Raw genomic sequence first — 19,047 nt, forward strand, 5'->3', positions numbered from 1 at the left:
AGGGCATGAAGATTGTGATTGCCGACGATCATGCGATCGTGCGCAGCGGATTTTCCATGATTCTGAATTTTCAGGAGGACATGGAGGTTATCGGTACGGCTGCCGACGGATTGGAAGCTTATTCGCTTGTGGCAAGAAACCGCCCGGACATTCTGATCATGGACCTCAGCATGCCGCCGGGCGAAAGCGGACTGATTGCCACGGGCAAAATCAAAGAGGATTACCCTGACACCAAAATTTTGATCCTGACCATGCATGACGATGAAGAATATTTATTCCATGTGCTCAAAAACGGCGCATCCGGTTATGTGCTGAAGAACGCGCCGGACGAGGAGCTGCTGCTCGCCATCCGCACCATTTATGCGGGAGGGACCTATATCCATCCCAAGATGGCCACCTCACTGGTCCGGGAGTTCATCAAAAAGGACAAAAACGCCGCCGCGGACGATCCGTTCGAGCTGCTGTCCAAACGCGAGCTGGAGATTTTGCCGCTGATTGCCAAGGGTTATGGCAACAAGGAAGTGGCGGAGAAACTTTTTATTTCAGTCAAAACCGTCGAAGCGCACAAAGCCAAAATTATGGAGAAGCTGGGTCTGAAAAGCCGGCCGGAGCTTGTTGAATATGCGCTGAAGAAGAAATTGCTGGATTTTTAACCGCAAACGTCAAACGTCCGGTACGGACTTTATAATTGATAAAATACCTGTCATATCAGCCATTTCCCTATAAGCCGCTTCCTTTAATCCGGGAGGCGGTTTCTTGCGGTTAGGGAATTCAAGGGCCAAAGCGGGAAATCCGCCGCATTTTCAGGGTTTACCCTGTCAGGGAGAGGGGACTCCCCTATACCCGGCCGGACAGGGCGGAGGATACAATAGGGCTAGACTTTCGAAATGGTGGTTCCGTACCCTATAAAACGCTGAAAAAAGGTGACAAGTATGATTAAAAAGCTGCAGCTGCCGCTGCAAACCCTGAATCTGACCGCAGGCTTTATGGTATGGGTTCTCATCTCCTCCCTGATGCCGTTTATCAAGGAGGACATCAGCATCCCGCCGGACCGGCTGGCCCTCGTTACGGCCATTCCTGTGGTGCTTGGCTCCGTGCTCCGCATTCCGCTCGGGTATTATGCGAATGTGGTTGGCGCCAGGCTTGTTTTTCTCGCCAGCTTCATTATTCTGCTGTTCCCGGTGTTTTACCTGAGCAGGGCTTCCACGATGACCGATCTGATTATCGGGGGGTTATTCCTTGGTGTAGGCGGAGCGGTATTCTCCGTCGGCGTAACGAGCCTGCCGAAATATTATCCAAAAGAACGGCATGGCTTCGTTAACGGCATTTACGGCGTCGGCAACCTGGGCACGGCCATCACGACCTTCTCCGCGCCGATTTTGGCAACCCAATTCGGCTGGAGCAAAACGGTCACCATGTATCTTGGACTGCTGCTTGTGTTTATCGTGTTAAACTTCCTGTTTGGGGACCGGAAGGAGACTAAGGTCCGGACGCCGATTATCGATCAGATCAAAGGCGTGTACAAAAATGAAAAGCTTTGGTTTTTCTCCTTGTTTTATTTTATTACCTTTGGATCGTTTGTCGCATTTACCGTGTATCTGCCCAATTTCCTAGTTGCGAATTTTGGCCTGGAAAAAGTGGACGCGGGCATGCGCACCGCCGGCTTTATCGCCGTAGCCACCTTTTTCCGTCCGGTCGGAGGCTGGCTGGCGGACCGGTTTCAGCCGCTGTTTCTGCTGATCGGCACGTTTACGGTGTACACGGCGGCCGCGATTTTGCTGGCCTTCTCGCCTTCCATCGGACTTTATACCGTGGGAAGTTTGGCGATCGGCATCAGCGCGGGCGTCGGCAACGGCGTTATTTTCAAACTTGTTCCGTCTTATTTCAACAAACAGGCGGGAATCGTCAACGGGATTGTGTCTATGATGGGCGGGCTCGGCGGCTTTTTTCCACCCATCATGCTGTCGGCGATTTATTCGATTACCGGACAGTATTCGATCGGCTTTATGCTGCTTTCCCAGGTGGCGCTCGCCAGTCTTGTTCTGGTTGTCTGGCTGTATTACCAGAACCGCTTGGAGATGGCGTCGGAGGTGTTTAATTCCACCGGCCAAGGGATCCTTGTCACCGATGTGGCGGGAAGGATCACGGCGGTGAATCCCGCATTTACCACGCTGACCGGATTTACTGAAGATGAGGTGTTGGGCCAGCGGCCTAATGTGCTGAAATCCGGCCGCCAGTCCGCAGAGTATTACCGCGAGATGTGGAGCGAACTGAAAGGGAAAGGCATGTGGCAGGGAGAGATCTGGAATAAACGCAAAAACGGCGAAGACTATCTCCAATGGCTCCATATCAGCGCCGTAAAAGACGAAACGGGCGAGGATATCCGCTACGTCGGTACCTTTAGCGATATCACCGGGAAACGTAAAACGGGCAACTAAGCAGCTGCGTAGACTGAACTATGGATTAACAAGTACGTGGAGATGGCGCGGAGGCGATTTGCTAGAGCTGTAGATCAAGTCAAAAAGGAGGAGTTCCCATGACAACCGTTCCCCTTACAGACCGTCTAGGCCGGCCCATGCAGGATTTGCGGATTTCCGTTACGGACCGCTGCAATTTCCGCTGCTCGTACTGCATGCCGCCGGAGCTGTTTGGAGACGATTACCCGTTCCTGCCCAAAACCGAACTGTTGTCCTACGAGGAAATCCTCCGGCTTGCGGGTCTGTTCGCCAGTCTGGGCATTCGTAAAATCCGGCTGACCGGGGGCGAGCCGCTGCTGCGGCGGGACCTGCCAAAGCTGGTTGCCGGTTTGACCCAAGTGGCGGGCATCCGTGAAATTGGACTGACGACAAACGGCCTGCTGCTCGGCAAATACGCCGAAGCCCTGGTGCAGGCCGGACTCCGGCGGGTCAATGTGAGCCTGGACGCGCTGGACGCGGAGCTGTTTGGCCGGCTTAACGGACGCGGCATCCGTCCGGATACGATTTTGAACCAGATTGACGAAGCAGTGCGTGCGGGGCTTGAAGTCAAAGTTAACATGGTTGTACAAAAAGGAATAAACGACGGCGAAATTTTGCCCATGGCCGCTTGCTTTAAGCAGCGCGGGATTCCCCTTCGTTTTATCGAGTTTATGGATGTGGGCAACGATAACGGCTGGAGCTTCCGGAAGGTGGTCACCAAAGAAGAAATTCTGGAACGCTTGCGGGAGCAGTTCGATCTGGAGCCGGTCGGGCGGACTTACTACGGCGAGGTCGCACAAATTTATAGATACAAGGATAATGGGGCGCAAATTGGATTGATTCCTTCGGTTTCTGAATCTTTTTGCTCCTCGTGTACCCGGATCCGATTGTCTTCAGAAGGCAAGCTGTACACCTGTTTGTTTGCCGGATCAGGGTTTGATCTGAAAGAGCAGCTTCGGTCCGGTCAAGACGATGAGACGCTGCTGCAATCGATCCGGCAGGTATGGCAGCGGCGGTCGGACCGCTATTCGGATGAACGGACGGAGCAGACCGCCGCAAGCCGGAACAAAATCAGAATGTCCTATATCGGTGGTTAAACGGGCTCATCCGGCTGGAAGAAATCAGCTGTTGATGGAGCCTGTTTGTTTATCGTCCTGGGCGGCCTCAAAATTTCCGCTGCCAACTCTTCTGCGGATTTCCTCCTCCGTCAGCGGTTTCGCTACCGGAGTGGTTGGCACCTCGGTTGATCCTTCCAGTGTTTCCGCATTCTCCACCCGGGCGAATCCCGCATTGATGGCGCGTCCAACCCGTTCTCTTTCCTCCCGCGACGTCAGTTGTACCTCTGCATATCCCTTTGTTTTATCCAATGCAATGTCCTCCTTATAAACGAAGTGATTACTTACTAAAGAATTACCCGCTTGCCTTGCCATCAACCGTACAAGGGTGGCCGCCTTTATGGTTTGCCTGTATGATCTGTAAGTTCTGCCTGTAAGTCCCACCTGTAAGCTCCATCTGTACGTTCCTCCTGTAAATCCCCCTCCAAGTTTGGCCTGTAAGTTCTCCCGGGGGCAGGAAGATGCTCCTCATATGAAAAAACCTCAAAAAAACGTACAAATCCCTAAAGAAAGCGCCATACAAGCGCCCCTTTAGCCATGTTAATGTTGGGGGAGGGCATCTTGATACTAAACGGAGGCTGTTTAAATATGACGAAGATCATCAACCCGATTTTGCCGGGCTTTCACCCAGACCCGTCGTTTATCCGGGTAGGCAGTGATTATTACATAGCAACATCGACGTTTGAATGGTTTCCGGGCGTGGCGATTCACCATTCCAAAGATCTGGTTCATTGGAGGCTGGCATCCCGGGCGCTGACTTCCGCTGCACAGGCGGATTTGCGCGGCAATGTTCCGTCGGGCTCCATCTGGGCGCCTGCGCTCTCCTACTGCGACGGCCTGTTTTATCTCTTATATACCGACGTAAAGTCGCGTCACAGAGTATACAAGGACCTGCATAACTACCTGATCACTGCCAAAAGCATTGATGGACCCTGGAGCGAGCCGGTGCGGCTGAACGGCAGCGGTTTTGATCCGTTTTTGTTCCATGATGACGACGGGCGCAAATGGCTGCTTAATATGCGCTGGGACTTCCGTAAGCAGCACAGCAGCTTCTCGGGCATAATCATGCAGGAATATGCCCCCTTATCCCAAGAACTGACGGGATCCGTATACGAAATCTATAAGGGGACGCCGGCAGGTGTAACCGAAGGCCCCCAGCTGTTCAAACGGGAAGGCTGGTATTATCTCCTGGTGGCGGAAGGAGGAACGGGAGCCCATCACAGCGTCACGCTGGCGCGCAGCCGGAACCTGACCGGCCCATATGAAACGGACCCAAATTACCCGCTCATGACCACAAGGCACGAACCGGCGTATCCGCTGCAGCAGGCGGGGCATGGTTCACTTGTGGAGACGCAGACTGGTGAATGGTACATGGCCCACTTGTGCACGCGGCCGCTTCCGGAAGCAGGCATAATGAATCCGCTGGGCAGAGAGACCGCGCTGCAAAAATGCGAATGGACCGGGGACGGCTGGCTCCGTCTCGCGCAAGGCGGAAAACTGCCGGCGGTCAAGGTTGAGGCCCCGGCCCTCCCGCTGCATCCGTTTCCTGGCCCGGCGTATGCCCGGGATGATTTTGACCGGGAAGAAATCGGGTTGCAGTATCAAAGTCTGCGCGTACCGTTTGACCCCTCCTGGGCCAGCTTGACCATACGTCCGGGCTTCCTTCGGCTGCGGGGCCGTGAATCGCTTGCTTCCCTGCACGATCAGAGCATGGCCGCAAGACCAATCCAGCATTTCCGGTTTATAGCGGAGACCTGCCTGGAATTCAAGCCTTCCAGCATTTACGAGATGGCCGGGCTAGTCTGTTACTACGACGATGCGGACTATTACTATTTGAGGGTAACTTGGGATGAAATCCGGGGAGTGTGTCTTGGCGTCGTTTTCTCCCGTGCGGGACAATATGACGAAATTACCACAATGCAGCTTTCGGTTACCGATTGGGAGCGTTATTATCTGAAGGTTATCGTTCTAGAGCAGGACATGCGTTTTTATGCTTCTCCTAATGGAAAGCGATGGACGGCTGTAGCCGCACCGCTTGATTTCGGCACGCTGTCCGATGAATATGGCGGGAAACTTGGATTCACGGGTGCATATGTCGGCATCTGCGCGCAGGATATGGACCGGCAGAAAAAGGAAGCTTTTTTTGATTACTTTGAATACCGTCCGCTTACGGAAGGGGAGGAGTAGGGGAGAAGTACAGTCCCTGCCAAATCCCGGGAGGCTTCGTGCAATCTCAGCAAATTTGGTATGATGAACACAAGATAGACTAACAGGAGGGATCCCGATGACCCGATTGCTTCGAGTGCTGCTTGCCGACGACGAACCGATGATTATAAGGGGACTGAAGAAATTAATCTCGTGGGAATCGTTTGGGCTTGAAATCGTGGGAGAGGCGGCGGACGGCAGGGAGCTGGGCGAATTAATCGCCGCCAGGCAGCCGGATCTGATTCTCAGTGATATCAGCATGCCGGGAGCAAGCGGAATCGATATCATCCGTCACATCCACGATGAACGCCTGCCGATCAAAGTTGTATTCATCAGCGCATACCAGGAATTTGCTTACGCCAGGCAGGCGCTGCAGTATGGAGCGCTCGATTACTTGATCAAACCGGTCGATACCCAGCAGCTGGAGCGGGTGGTGGAACGTGCCGTATCGGTCATCCGGGAGGAATCCCAAGAAGAACGCAATAAAGAAATGCTCCAGCATTACGAACAAAAAAACCGCAGTTTGACTATTGAAGAACTGCTTGAACGGCTGACGGACGGTAACCGGAGTACGGCCGCCGACCTGGCTGCGCTGGGCCAATTGCCGGTTACTCCCTTTGTAACCGCCTGCGCGGTGGAGAACGACGAGTATGCCGACCCGTCTTCACGCTGGGAGGAACGCGAACGCAAACTGGTGGAGTTCGCGCTGACGAACATCATCAAGGAGACAGTAGAGCAGTACGGATACGGGTTTGTGTTCCGAAAAGGAGAACGGATCGGCATTTTGCTGCCGCACCAGGACCGGGAGGAACCTGGAAAGCTGATGCAGGACCTGCATGCCAGGATCAATACGTTTCTGAAACTGCAGGTCTCCATCGGCATCGGCGCGTCGGCCGGTTCGATTAAGGAAGCGGACGAATCGTATCGCAGCGCGGTGTCGGCGCTGGAGCGAAAGTATTTTGAAGGGCTCAATGGGGTATTCCAGTTCTACAGCGAAGATTCCGGTATAGCAGCCGGCGGGCAAGCGTCCTGCGGCATGACCCCTGACCCAAACGAATTGGCCGAAGCGCTGCGGGCATTGGATAAAGCCAGGCTGGAGGAGGCTTCCGGCGCTCTGTTGAATTTGGTCCGGCAGTCTGCGGGAACCAGCAAAGAGGCGGCAGTATCCATGCTATATAACACTGTAGTCCGGCTGCAGCAGGCGATTATCGACTATGGTGTTGAGCCTGCAAGCGCTCAGGGGCATACCCGCAGCCTGCTGACCGCGTTAAGCCAAACGCCAACTTACCGGGCGGCAGTTGAGGTATTCCGTGAGGCGGTGGACGGATTGCTGGCGGAGCTTGCAGCGAGAATGGACCACAGGGAAGCGGCGCCGCTCGCTCAGGTAAAAGCTTACGTGGAAGAACACTATGCGGATAACCTGACCCTGGAGTCTATGGCCGCAATGGTCTATATGAATCCGTATTATTTCAGCAGTTTTTTCAAAAAGCATACCGGACAAAATTTTAAAACCTACATCACCGAAGTCCGTATGCGGCATGCGCTGCGGCTGCTGGCGGGAACCGGTCTGATGGTCTATGAGATCGCCGAACGTGTGGGTTACAACAATGCCCGCCATTTCAGCGACATGTTCAAAAAACAGTACGGGAAGCTGCCGCAGGAGTACAGGCAGTCCGGCCGGACGTTACAGGACGGCTAGCCGTCCTTGCTTGGATGCCGAAAGGAGATGATGGCGGTTGTTCCGGGGAATCCAGTTCAAAAGCATATTTATGAAGTTTTCCGCTTCGTTTATCCTCGTGGGACTCATTCCGCTGTTTGCGCTCAGTTTTTTTTCGGTCAATACCTTTTCGGAATATGTGGAACGCTACACCACCAGGAATATGCAGCAGATGGTTCTCTATATGAGCTATAACCTCAATGTGGCGTTTGACCAGTATAACGAAACGTCCAAGCTGATGTATACCGGCAGATATGACGGCTGGGTCGAGAGCTCCCGGCAAAATCAGACGTACAATGTCAACGTTCTGGAAACCATCAACACAACGCCGATCGAGTCCTACCTGAAGACGCTGCTGTTCAGCGATTCGCATATTACCAGTGTCCATTTTGTCCGCAAATCCGACGGCAAATTGTATTACCAGGAAAAAGGCAACAAGGCGCTTGACGAGGAACGTCTGCCGTACCGTGACTGGCTGGCCGCCATGGCGCCCCAGCCGTCCAAAGTGGCGATTTTTCCGACGCATGACGATGAGTATTACTATGGCTCGAGCCGGAAGGTTTTTACGATTGGCCGCAGTCTGATCGATACGTCGGGCCGGGTGACCCGGGAGCCGAAGGTTGTCGGCACTTTGTTTCTTGACGTGGACGTTGAAGTATTCCGGCAAATGATACAGGAGCTGAGTTTGGGGGACAAAGACGAGCTGTATTTGCTGGATAAAGACGGAAGCGTTTACTTCAGCAACCAGGAACAGCCTGCTGTGCACGATGTGAGTCTGCTCGCGTCGGAAGACCCTGAGCGGATTGTTATCCGGGAACCCATTCCGTTTCTAAACGGCGAACTGATTGCGAGAATACACCGGGACAGCTTGTTTGAACGGCTTTTTTCGGCGCGTATGACGGTTTACCTTGCAATTATCATCTGTGCGTTTGTCCTGATTGTAATGGGAGTCTGGTTCTCCCGCAGGCTTGCCCGGCCGATCCGCGATGTCATCCGTCAAATGTCGGTTGTGGAATCGGGAAATCTGGAGACCAAGCTTGATGTGAGCAGCAACGATGAACTAGGGCGGCTTGCCTACGGCTTCAACCGGATGGTGGAACGTCTGCAGGCCTATATCGACGAGGCTTATGTAGCGCAGATCAAGCAGAAGCAGACGGAGCTGAACGCGCTAAAAAGCCAAATTCGTCCGCATTATCTCTACAATACGCTTGAGGTTATCCGGATGAACGCCGTGGACAAAGGGGAAAGCGAAGTGGCGGATATGATTTTGTCCTTGTCCAACCAGCTGAAATACGTGATTGATTACGGCGAAGACAAGGTCAGCATCCGCAGCGAACTGGAGCATCTGCAGCATTACTTCCGAATTATTTCCGTACGTTACGAAAACCGGTTTGACCTGCACCTGGACATCGGTCCGGGCGTAAATCTGGATTGGCCGATTGTGAAGCTGTCGCTGCAGCCGATTGTGGAAAATGCCATTCAGCATGGCCTGCGCCCCAAGGGCAGGGGAACTGTTGGCGTGACCATGGAGAACAAAAACGGGCAGCTCCACGTCACCGTATATGACGACGGAACGGGGATGGACCGCACCCGTTTAAGTCAGGTCAATGAGAAGCTGCATGCTGAGCAGGTTCCCGGCAAAAGCATCGGGCTAAAGAATGTCAATGAACGAATCCGGACGTTGTTTGGTCCGGATTACGGCTTGTCGATCAGCAGCAGGGAACACATCGGGACTTCTGTACTGCTGCTGTTTCCTGTCCCAGACGGGGAACAACCGGCTCCCGAAGCGGAGGCGGACAGCAGCGGGCGGCAGGACACGCAGGATGCAAGCGGATATTAGATGGGAGCGGGCAAAGCGTCGTCTTTGTCCGTTTCTTTTTTTGCAATCCGCATCAGAGTAAGGGACTGGCTTCTCAGGCTTCTCTTAAATTCGCAGCACACCATGCTTAAAAAACTTCATTCAAGCCATAAAGCGCCGGTGTTATCCTTAGATTACAAGGAAACGCTTTCGTCCCGCATGGTGCGCACTTGCGGTTCGTTTCCAGAGCATGCAGACATACAGGGAGGTTACTAACGGATGTTCAAAAAAACGATGATCAAATTATCTGTGCTTACGCTTGCGGCAGCTACCATGCTGAGCGCGTGCGGCGGCAACAATAACACGGCGGGCAGCAGCTCCGCTTCCCCTGGGGCTAATGCGGACGGAAACAGTTCGCAGGCTCCGCAAAAGGAGATAAGTTTTACCATCGGGTACGCCCCGGGAGATCCGGCCACCAAAAAGGCCATTTCCGACACCATCACAGCTTTTATGGAAAAAAATCCTCACATTAAGGTAAAGGACCTCAGTGAAAATACTTCCTCGGCTTACCTGGACTGGCTGAAGACCAAAGATGCCGTCGGGGAGTTCCCGGATCTTGTAGAAATACGCGATACAGAAGTGTTCGCGGATGCCGGCAAAATTGTAGAGCTTCCGTCCGATCTGGCAGAACTGTTTAATGACCCGCCAAAGGTAGAGGGTAAAATCTGGAACGCACCGATGCAGGTCAATGCGCCGCAGGGCATCATCTACAGCAAAAAGGCTTACGAAGAAGCCGGAATCACCGAGCTGCCAAAAACTTATGATGAATTTATCGCCATCCAAGAGAAACTGAAATCAAGCGGAATTACTCCGCTGGTCGTCGGCGGCAAAGATATTTTCCATATGGGCTTTTGGGTGAACAAATTCCTGATTGACCAGGTGTATTCCAAAGACCCGGACTGGAACTCGAAACGTACAGCCAAACAGGTCAGCTTCACCGATCCCAATGTTGTTCAGGCGATGACTGACTATAAGGAGTTGTTTAAAAATTACGTCGATAAAGGCTGGCTCAGCACAGCAGACAACCAGACGGCCTCCATTCTGGTTTCTGGCAAAGCAGCCCAGCTGTTCTCCGGCACCTGGATGTTCACCCAGATTGCCGAAGCGGACCCAAGCTTTGAATTCGGATTCTACGCCATCCCGGACCGGGAAGGCAAAGTGAATGTCATTGGGCTTCCTTCTCCGGCAGGGTGGACCTTGTCTGCGGAAGCTGCCAAAGACCCGGATAAAACCGAAGCAATCAAACAGTTCATCCGATTCTTTTTTGAACCCGAACAGTATTCCAAATACCTGGCTTCCACCAATGCGATTCCGTCAACGAAAGAACAAGTCACTTACGAAACCAGCGAACAAATGCAGGAAGTGCTTGATCTGATCGCCGATCCGAACGTGACCAAGTCGCTTGCGATCAACAACTGGTGGGGCGAAAACCTGATCCCGCCGCAGTTCCGGAACTGGTTCTACAAACAGCTCCAGGATCTGGTGGTGAAGGACGGCGATGTGACGGAATATATGAAGCAGGTAGACAGTGAGTACGATAATCAGGTAAAAGCTAACGCAATGTAAACGAGATACACTGAAGAAACGTCAGGAGCAGGCTAATGCTTCAATTGAACAAGCCCGCTCCTGAAGACTCGCAAGAGGAAGGAGAGCAACCGGCATGGCTACTTCAATGTTGAATACAGACAAGTCGATCGCGGCGCCGCTGGCCGCCAGGAAAAAAAAGAAATGGCAGACCTACGCGCTGTTGTTCATCTTGCCTTCGTTCATACTGTACACACTGTTCGTCATCGTACCGACCATTGGGAGTATTTATTTTAGCTTCACCTCCTGGGACGGCATCAGCGATGATATTCGTTATATCGGTTTTGCGAATTTTGTCGAAATATGGAACAGTCCCAGAGTCCATAATGCGCTGAAAAATACACTGGTCATGACCGTCAGCCTGGTCGTTCTGGAAAATATCGTGGCGATTGCGCTCGCCATGATGGTGGACAAAGTCCGCTGGTTCCGGAATTTATTCCGCAGCATCTTTTATTTCCCGACGCTGCTCAGCGGAATTGTAATGGGGTTTGTATGGGCGATGATGCTGAACTACAACTTTGGGGTATTTAACCAGCTGCTCGCCTCTATTGGCCTGGAAGGGTGGATTGTGGACTGGCTTGGTGATCCGCGATATGCCATGCTATCCATCGTTCTGTCGACGGTATGGAAGGGTGCCGGTTATTACATGATCATCTACCTGGCCGGGCTGCAGGGAATTCCGTCGGAGCTGTCCGAAGCGGCAAGCATCGACGGTGCCAACGGGTGGCAGCAGTTCCGCCATATCACCTTCCCGCTGCTCGCGGGTTCCCTGACGGTTTGTATGGTGCTGTCGATGATCAGCGCACTGAAGATTTTTGACCAGATTGCCGTCATGACCGACGGCGGCCCCGGTTTTGAAACGGAGACGCTTACTTATATCATTTACAAAGTGGGCTTCGGTGAACTGCGGCAGGGCTTCGGCACCGCGCTGGCCATGGTATTGTTTGTGATCATTCTCATCATTACAGTGATCCAGGTTAAATTCCTCCGGAAACGGGAGGTGCAGTTCTAATGACGATGCAGAGCCGAAAACGTCTTGGGGAAGTGCTCCTGTTTCTGTTCACGTTGATCGTGGGCATCGTGTTCTTTTTCCCGATCTTTTTTAATCTGATGTCGGCATTTAAAAGCAATGCGGAGATTATGCGGGATGCGCTGGCTTTTCCAAAAGGGCTTTATCTGGAGAGCTTTAAATACTTATTAACGGAAACCGAATACCCGCGGGCCATCCTGAACAGTCTCATCTTGACTGTTGTTTCAATCGCGATGCAGGTACTGGTGATCCCTATGGCCGGATATGCCATTGAGCGCCGGAACGCCAAATGGACGAATTTTATTTTCCTCTATTTCCTTGCCGGAATGATGATTCCGTTCCAGGCCTACATGATTCCGCTGTTTAAGGAACTGCGGATGCTCGGTCTGTACGGCAGTCTGGCGGGTCCGATTATGGTGTATATTGCAGGCGCGGTCGGCTTCGGCTGTCTGCTGTATACCAGCTTCGTAAAAGGCATCCCGAAAGAGATTGAAGAAGCTGCCGAGATCGATGGCTGTTCCCGGTACGGAATTTTTTGGCGGATTGTATTTCCGCTTCTGGGACCGGTGACAGCAAGTATGGTGGTCCTGAATGGACTGGGGATTTGGAACGATTTTCTGATGCCGATGCTCGTGCTGCCTTCCGGTGAACCGAAAACGATGGTGGTGGAAATCTACCGGTATATCGGGGAATTTTCATCCCGTTGGGATATGATATTTGCCGGAACGGCCATGTCGGTTGTGCCGGTGCTAATCGCCTTTATTTTTCTGCAGAAGTATTTTGTCAAAGGGATCGCATCAGGTGCAACAAAAGGGTAAGCAGTATATGCAGCATTCCAGTTGAAAAAATGGAAAATCCGGTCGCCCGAGAATAGGGTAACCGGATTTTTTTCTCGAAAATAAAGGATTCAGCAGTCATCTGCCATGCAGTTCGTTCCACTGCCGCCAATTCATGAGCTCCAGCTCAGGCCTTGCTGAATCGTTCAGCATCGCAATCAGCTCGACGGAATGCCCGTCCGGATCGTCAAAATAGATGGACACCGCAGGCATAAACGGAAAAACAACCAGATCATCCGGGCTATCCGGGATATCTCCGAAGAAGTTTGACGCTTCGATGCCAAGCCCCGCTAAGTATGTTCTCGCTTGCGCCAGGTCCTCCAGATCCACCCGAAAAGCGAAATGCTGACGCTGTACAAGCGGTGTCGGATAATTCTCCCGAATCCCGAGCATCGCTTCTCCGGGCTGTCCGACCCAATAGAACTTGGACTTGCGGACCCGATCCTCATGCAGCGGGATGATGTTCAGCAGTTTCTCGTAAAACGCTGCCGATGCTTCGTAATTACTGACATTAATATGCGTTTCAAACAATCCTTTGATCATATGTTATCCTTTCGAATCTTCTGACTTGTGACCTGTTCCCGGTTGCGCGCTGTAACAATTTCATCCGGAAGGAAGTCAATCTTCACTTTTATATTCTAGCAGATCTCCGGGCTGGCATTCCAAGGCTTTGCAAATGGCCTCCAAAGTGGAGAGCCGGATTGCTTTTGCTTTGCCATTTTTCAGAATGGACAGGTTGGCCATCGTGATCCCGACCCGTTCCGACAGCTCGGTCACGCTCATTTTTCGTTTTGCCAGCATGACATCAATATTGATGATAATCGCCATAGTCGTCACCTCAGACCGTCAAGTCATTTTCCGATTTGATATCGATTGCTTCTTTGAGAAGTTTCTGGAGTACCGCAGCAAAAAAGGCAATGATCAGGGCAGCAAAAATCAGCACCATTCCAATCACGATGATCCCGGGAGCATCGTCTTTTTCGGCCATGAGATAAAACAGCGGCATTCCTACGGCATACAAACCGCCAAACAGGAAGGCGCAGTATTTAATCCGTTTCAAGGCCAATACGGAACGGTCCGAAAACGCCTGATTCTCATCGATGTAACTTAACAGTTTAAACGATTGGTACAGCGCAAAATAGAAGGGCAGCGCCGTCGCATACAAATCCATCAATACAAGAATCTTCAGAAAAGCATAATCGGGATACAGCTCAGCCGCAAATTCCGCGATCTTAGGCACCGCAAAAATACATAATGCAAGCACCGGCACGCCGATTAAAACCAATGCCGCCTTTAAAAAGAGAGTTGTTCCTCTTTCCATCCTAAGCCCCTCACTTCAGTTAATTTTAATATGACTTTAGCACAGTATTTATTGTTTTACAATAAATTAATAATGATATTGAATATATTATTGTTGTTAAGGAAGCAGTGAAAAGTAATGACAGGCAGAATGATTCACAATTTAGTCACAGTTCCGCCGGAAACATGTCTTGACATGTATATGGTATAATTGAATTATAGCCGTTCCATTACAGAAAGAGGAGGTCATTGAGGTCATTATGATACCATCGGGAGCTGAAGTGTTTTATCCGTTTCAGGGAGCAGGCGTGGTGGAGGGTATCGAAAAAATGTCGTTTACCGGCTCGCCGCATGATTATTACAAGGTCGGTCTTAATACCAGCACGGTAACGGTGTATGTTCCGGCCGAGAAAGCCGAAGAAATGGGGTTCCGCCGGATTTCCTCCGGAGAGCAGCTGGAAGATGCGCGCGAACAATTTTTTTCAGAGAGTACCAAGCTGCCGGCCAATAATACAGACCGGAAGAACGTGCTGCATGCTAGACTTTCCTCCGGAACGATCGCCGATATGTATCAGATTATCCGGGATCTGAGCTGCACCGGTCCTGAAGGGCCCAAGCTCAATATGGACGACAAAAATGTGTTGGCCCAGACGATCAGTCTGCTGGAAAGCGAGCTGATGATGATCAAGCATATCCCGGAAAATAAAGCAGCGGAACTGGTGCGTGAGGATATCCGCCGCCGTTCCCGCGCGGTGTGAAGCCAACCACAACCCGCACGTTTGACCCGACTATGAGACTTGTGCCGAAAAAAACAGCACTCCATTGAGCTCCTGAACCATCAGGAGTTTTTGTGTTTCCAGAACGCGCAAATGGGCTGCCGTCTCCGATAGAGCGAACCGCAGGCCTTCCGCATCGTTCACTTTTGGAAACAGATGGAGGCATACCTCATACAGTGTTGCCCCTTTTGTTCCCGTGCCCGAAACCATAGCATGGACGCTCGCCAGACGTTCGTGATGATGGGCAGTTAACTGATCATAATATCCTTCATGGAGCTTAAAGCGGGTACCGTGGCCAGGCAAAACCGTTACAATATCCAAATAGCGCAGAGAGTCTAGCGTATCCAGGTAATCCTGCAAGGGATTAGCCTCGGATTCGTAATCGTAACTGATGTTTGGTGTGATTTTCTCAAGCAGCAAGTCCCCGCCGATAAATACGTTTTGATGTTTATCCCACAGTCCAATACTGCCCTCAGCATGACCGTTTCCTGTAACAACAGTATAGACTTGTCCCCCTAGTGCAACTTTCTCTGATTCCCGCAAAAAAATCCGCTCCCCTTGAACTGGAGCTATCTGCTTCAGCACCGCGAGATCCAGCAGCAGGGCGCCTTCCGCCAACTCAGCCGGCAGTCCTGCCCGGCTGTAGAATCTGCGGTAACGCTCCATCTGATTCAGGCTGTAGTATCGTTCAGCCATGCCGAAGGTAAGAGGACTGGCGTATACCGGCACCTTCGACCACTGCTGCATTGTACCCGCATAGCCGTAATGGTCGGGGTGGAAATGGGTGACGATAATTCTCTGTAAAGCAGATTTGTCCAGTGCCAGCTCCCGCAGCGTATTTTCCCATTGGCGTTCGGTTTCCGGGACGTTTAATCCCGGGTCGATCACGCTCCAGCCGGACTGTTCCCGGATGACATAACTGTTAACGTGGTTCAGGCGAAACGGCAGCGGCAGCGAAATACGTATGATGTGCTCTTCAAATGTCTCCACGTTTTAATCTCCCATTTAGCAAAAGTTAGAAAGAACTATAAAGCATAGTAAAACTAGAAGTCAAGTCAGAATAAAAAGAAAAAAACAGACATAAACGTATTGACAACTAAATCCCTATCGGTTTAGTATGATTAAAATGTTTCGTATGGAAACAAAAAAGGAGGCAAGCATCCAAGATGACAGCCAGTTTAACACGCGAAGCTATCGAGCCGGTTCTGCTCGGCTCACAGTATCACCAGTTTCTAGGTATTCAGCTTGAAGAAGTAAACGACCGGTCTCTCACGATCCGGCTGCCTTACAATGAGCTGTTTTATACCTCGGCGGATGGATACATACACGGGGGGATTTTATCCACTTTGATCGACATTGCCGGATATTTTGAGGTGTTCCGGTTTGTGAACCGTCCTGTGCCAACCATTGATTTGAAAATTGATTTTTTGCGTCCCGGGAGGGCAGGTGACCTGCTTGCTACAGCCACTGTTGTGAAATTAGGCCGCACGGTCAGCACAGCGGACATTTCGGTAACAGACTTGTCGGGCAAGCCAATCGCCATCGGGCGCGGCCTGTTCAGCACAAGACAAGACGATCAAGCGGCGGTCCATACCGCACAAGAATGAAGGTGAGGCAGCGATGAGCAACCACAATTTTGCGGATATCATTCGTCAATCAGCCGCCCGTTCGCCTTCAAGTACCGCCATGATCGCGGGAAAACGGACAATCACTTATGAACAGTTGGTCCGCCGTGTGAATCAATCAGGCAATCTTTTTGCCAGTCAGGGGATTCAGCCGGGCGACCGGGTTGCCGTCCTGTTTGTCAACGACTACCGCTTTCTTGAAATCTGTTTTGGTCTAATGTCGGCTGGTGCGGTTCCGGTTCCGATGAATTCCAAGCTGGGACATGAGGCATTGACTTATGTCTATCGGGACAGCGGCAGCCGGATGCTGGTCTATCATGTGTCTTTGGCCGAAAAAGCAAAGGCAGTCAAGCAAAACGCAGGCGTCACCGCAAGTATCGTTTGTCTGGCAGATGAAGACGAGAGAGCGGCAGCGGACGGCTCCGAACTCGTATATGATGAACTGCTGGCCATTCAGAGCCCGGAGCTTGAGCTGTATCCCGCACAACCGGATGACCTGTGCCTGCTGCCGTATACCTCGGGTTCAACCGGTAACCCGAAGGGCTGCCGGCTTACCCACCGGGGACAGCGGTGGAATGTGTCAGCGATCGCCGAGACCCGGGAGCTTGCTCCCAAGGACCGCATTGTTATTTCACTGCCCTTGTACCACAAAAACGCCATGCTGTCGATGAAGGCGGTGTTTTATTCCGGTTCGTCCGCCGTCATTTTGCCTGCGCCGGACCCGGCGGCTATTTTACAGGCAATTGAAACGCACCGCTGCACTTATATATCGGGTGTTCCCGCGCTGTACCGGATGCTGACAGGTCATTTAAAGGAATCTTCGGCCGCTTACGATTTAAGTTCGCTGCAGTATGCCATCTGCGGGTCTTCCGATACCCCCGTTGAACTGCTGGAGGAAATCCGGCTGCGGATGGGAGTTGAGGTGTACGAAGGCTACGGACTGACGGAGGGCGGACCCGTGGTGCTGGAATCGCGAAAAGGGCTGCACAAAGCCGGATCCGCGGGCATTCCGCTTCCGGGAGGAAATATCCGGATAGTGGACGCCGGCCGCCGGCCGGTGCCAAACGGCGAGGTTGGAGAGCTGTGGGTCAATAATCCCGGAGTCGCCGATGGGTATTGGAATTTGCCGGAGGTGACGCGCGAACGGATTACGCCGGATGGCTGGCTGAAGACCGGCGATATGGCGTGGCAGGACGACGAAGGTTTCGTGTTCATTGTGGGACGTAAAGACGACATGATTAATGTCGGCGGCGAAAACGTCTACCCGAAGGAAGTTGAAAATATTTTGCTGCAGCATCCCGGCATTGAAGATGCCTGCGTTCTTCCGGCGGCCCATCCACTCAAAGGAGAGGTGCCAGTCGCTTTTATCATCACCCGCGGAGAGGTCGGGCACGAGGAAATCAAGCGTTTTTTTATCGAACGCGGCCCGGCTTACGCACATCCCCGGGAAATTTTTAATCTGGCGTCCTTTCCTTTGACGGGTCCCGGCAAGGTTGACCGCACCGCACTAAAACGGCTGCTGGCCGAAATTCTACATAAAGAGGAGCGAACAATGAAATGAAAGCAGCACTTATCCTCCAGCATGGAGACCGCGAACAAGTTGTCGTAGGAGAGTACCCGAAGCCGGAAACCGGCAGCGGGGAGATTTTGGTGAAGGTGAAGGCCGTGTCGCTTAACCACCTGGATATTTTTGTCCGGAGAGGGATTCCCGGCAGGCATCTGGACCTGCCGCATATTTCCGGCGGCGATGTCTCCGGGATTGTCGAAGAAGTTGGGCCAGGCGTCGACAACGTGAAGCCGGGCGACCGGGTACTGCTCGATCCGCACATTCCGGGCAAAGGCGCACTGGGCGAAGACACGACCGGCGGACTGGCCGAATACGTCAAAGTGCCCGCGCGTAACGCCATTCCGCTGCCTGATGATATTTCGTTCGAAGAAGCGGCTGCCCTGCCGATCGCCTATGGCACGGCTTGGAGAATGCTCATTACACAGGGGAAGCTGCAGGCGAATGAAACAATCCTGATTCTGGGCGCCAGCGGCGGGGTGGGAAATGCCGCCGTGCTGATCTCCAAGCTCGCCGGCGCACGGATTATCGCCGCCGCCGGATCGGACGATAAGGCCGAGAAGCTGAAAGAACTTGGAGCGGACCATGTGATCAACTATAACAAAACCGATTTTTCCAAAGAAGTTTGGACGCTTACGAATAAGCAGGGCGCGGATATCGTGGTTGACTATACAGGCAAAGCCACCTGGCCGCAAAGCATAAAAGCCACGCGTCAAGGAGGGCGGATCGTCACCTGCGGGGCCACAACCGGTTATGAAGCAGTGACCGATCTGCGTTATGTCTGGGTCCGTGAAATCTCGATCATCGGTTCCAACGGTTGGGGGCCAAAGGATTTGCACATTCTGCTGGATTTGGTCAGCCGCAACAAGCTGAAACCGGTTATTGACCGTGTTCTTCCGCTGGAAGAAATCCGGGAAGCCCACCGTCTCATTGAGGAACGCGAAATTTTCGGGAAGATTATTATCCAGCCTTAAACAGAAGG

At 52.3% G+C, this 19,047-nt stretch carries 18 protein-coding genes; 13 read left to right on the forward strand and 5 right to left on the reverse strand.

Annotated elements, in window-relative coordinates:
- Positions 1–5: 5 nt before the first annotated feature.
- The 3 genes from ACE6ED_RS14925 to moaA all read left to right on the forward strand — a co-directional run bounded on the left by ACE6ED_RS14925 (position 6) and on the right by moaA (position 3,553).
- Positions 6–653, forward strand: a complete 648-nt coding sequence (locus tag ACE6ED_RS14925) for a response regulator (protein ID WP_410827982.1) — start codon at positions 6–8, stop codon at positions 651–653.
- A gap of 279 nt (positions 654–932) precedes the next feature.
- Positions 933–2,438 (forward strand): nitrate/nitrite transporter, encoded by a 1,506-nt coding sequence (locus tag ACE6ED_RS14930; RefSeq protein ID WP_410827983.1) that lies wholly within the window; start codon positions 933–935, stop codon positions 2,436–2,438.
- A gap of 98 nt (positions 2,439–2,536) precedes the next feature.
- Positions 2,537–3,553 (forward strand): GTP 3',8-cyclase MoaA, encoded by a 1,017-nt coding sequence (gene moaA / locus ACE6ED_RS14935; protein WP_410827984.1) that lies wholly within the window; start codon positions 2,537–2,539, stop codon positions 3,551–3,553.
- A gap of 24 nt (positions 3,554–3,577) precedes the next feature.
- On the opposite strand, the gene ACE6ED_RS14940 is transcribed toward moaA, so the two are convergent.
- Positions 3,578–3,823, reverse strand: a complete 246-nt coding sequence (locus ACE6ED_RS14940; protein ID WP_410827985.1) for a hypothetical protein — start codon at positions 3,821–3,823, stop codon at positions 3,578–3,580.
- A 336-nt stretch (positions 3,824–4,159) separates the two neighbouring features.
- On the opposite strand from ACE6ED_RS14940, the gene ACE6ED_RS14945 reads away from it, so the two are divergent.
- From ACE6ED_RS14945 to ACE6ED_RS14970, 6 genes are all read left to right on the forward strand, one after another.
- Positions 4,160–5,758: a glycoside hydrolase family 43 protein gene (locus ACE6ED_RS14945; protein ID WP_410827986.1), complete on the forward strand. Its 1,599-nt coding sequence runs from the start codon at positions 4,160–4,162 to the stop codon at positions 5,756–5,758.
- 97 nt (positions 5,759–5,855) lie between these two features.
- Complete coding sequence (locus ACE6ED_RS14950; RefSeq protein WP_410827987.1) at positions 5,856–7,475, forward strand: response regulator; 1,620 nt, start codon at positions 5,856–5,858, stop codon at positions 7,473–7,475.
- A gap of 37 nt (positions 7,476–7,512) precedes the next feature.
- A complete protein-coding gene (locus ACE6ED_RS14955) occupies positions 7,513–9,333 on the forward strand; it encodes a cache domain-containing sensor histidine kinase (RefSeq protein ID WP_410827988.1) in 1,821 nt (606 codons plus the stop codon).
- A gap of 237 nt (positions 9,334–9,570) precedes the next feature.
- The gene (locus tag ACE6ED_RS14960; RefSeq protein ID WP_410827989.1) at positions 9,571–10,917 is read left to right on the forward strand and encodes an ABC transporter substrate-binding protein; all 1,347 of its coding nucleotides are present in this window, start codon (positions 9,571–9,573) and stop codon (positions 10,915–10,917) included.
- 94 nt (positions 10,918–11,011) lie between these two features.
- On the forward strand, positions 11,012–11,947 hold the full coding sequence (locus ACE6ED_RS14965; protein ID WP_410827990.1) for a carbohydrate ABC transporter permease: 936 nt from the start codon (positions 11,012–11,014) through the stop codon (positions 11,945–11,947).
- Positions 11,947–12,783: a carbohydrate ABC transporter permease gene (locus ACE6ED_RS14970; protein WP_410827991.1), complete on the forward strand. Its 837-nt coding sequence runs from the start codon at positions 11,947–11,949 to the stop codon at positions 12,781–12,783. Before ACE6ED_RS14965 ends, ACE6ED_RS14970 begins: the two co-directional genes overlap by 1 nt.
- A 96-nt stretch (positions 12,784–12,879) precedes the next feature.
- On the opposite strand, the gene ACE6ED_RS14975 is transcribed toward ACE6ED_RS14970, so the two are convergent.
- From ACE6ED_RS14975 to ACE6ED_RS14985, 3 genes are all read right to left on the reverse strand, one after another.
- Entirely contained in the window at positions 12,880–13,344 is a 465-nt protein-coding gene (locus ACE6ED_RS14975; protein WP_410827992.1) for a VOC family protein, read from the reverse strand.
- A 75-nt stretch (positions 13,345–13,419) separates the two neighbouring features.
- Entirely contained in the window at positions 13,420–13,629 is a 210-nt protein-coding gene (locus tag ACE6ED_RS14980; RefSeq protein ID WP_410827993.1) for a helix-turn-helix domain-containing protein, read from the reverse strand.
- A gap of 10 nt (positions 13,630–13,639) precedes the next feature.
- Complete coding sequence (locus ACE6ED_RS14985) at positions 13,640–14,122, reverse strand: DUF2975 domain-containing protein (protein ID WP_410827994.1); 483 nt, start codon at positions 14,120–14,122, stop codon at positions 13,640–13,642.
- Positions 14,123–14,360: 238 nt separating this feature from the next.
- Here ACE6ED_RS14985 and ACE6ED_RS14990 point away from each other — a divergent pair, with 238 nt between their 5' ends.
- Positions 14,361–14,858, forward strand: coding sequence for a CarD family transcriptional regulator (locus tag ACE6ED_RS14990; RefSeq protein ID WP_410827995.1), 498 nt, complete (start codon positions 14,361–14,363; stop codon positions 14,856–14,858).
- 30 nt (positions 14,859–14,888) lie between these two features.
- On the opposite strand, the gene ACE6ED_RS14995 is transcribed toward ACE6ED_RS14990, so the two are convergent.
- Positions 14,889–15,866 (reverse strand): MBL fold metallo-hydrolase, encoded by a 978-nt coding sequence (locus tag ACE6ED_RS14995; RefSeq protein ID WP_410827996.1) that lies wholly within the window; start codon positions 15,864–15,866, stop codon positions 14,889–14,891.
- Positions 15,867–16,042: 176 nt separating this feature from the next.
- On the opposite strand from ACE6ED_RS14995, the gene ACE6ED_RS15000 reads away from it, so the two are divergent.
- Genes ACE6ED_RS15000 through ACE6ED_RS15010 form a run of 3 tightly spaced genes read left to right on the forward strand, consistent with a single transcriptional unit; the run spans position 16,043 to position 19,039 of the window.
- Positions 16,043–16,483 (forward strand): PaaI family thioesterase, encoded by a 441-nt coding sequence (locus ACE6ED_RS15000; protein ID WP_410827997.1) that lies wholly within the window; start codon positions 16,043–16,045, stop codon positions 16,481–16,483.
- 13 nt (positions 16,484–16,496) lie between these two features.
- Positions 16,497–18,062 (forward strand): class I adenylate-forming enzyme family protein, encoded by a 1,566-nt coding sequence (locus ACE6ED_RS15005; protein ID WP_410827998.1) that lies wholly within the window; start codon positions 16,497–16,499, stop codon positions 18,060–18,062.
- Entirely contained in the window at positions 18,059–19,039 is a 981-nt protein-coding gene (locus ACE6ED_RS15010; protein ID WP_410827999.1) for a zinc-binding dehydrogenase, read from the forward strand. Before ACE6ED_RS15005 ends, ACE6ED_RS15010 begins: the two co-directional genes overlap by 4 nt.
- The last annotated feature ends 8 nt before the right edge of the window (positions 19,040–19,047 follow it).

Source organism: Paenibacillus nanchangensis (assembly GCF_046543445.1).
GTDB lineage: Bacteria > Bacillota > Bacilli > Paenibacillales > Paenibacillaceae > Paenibacillus_AQ > Paenibacillus_AQ nanchangensis.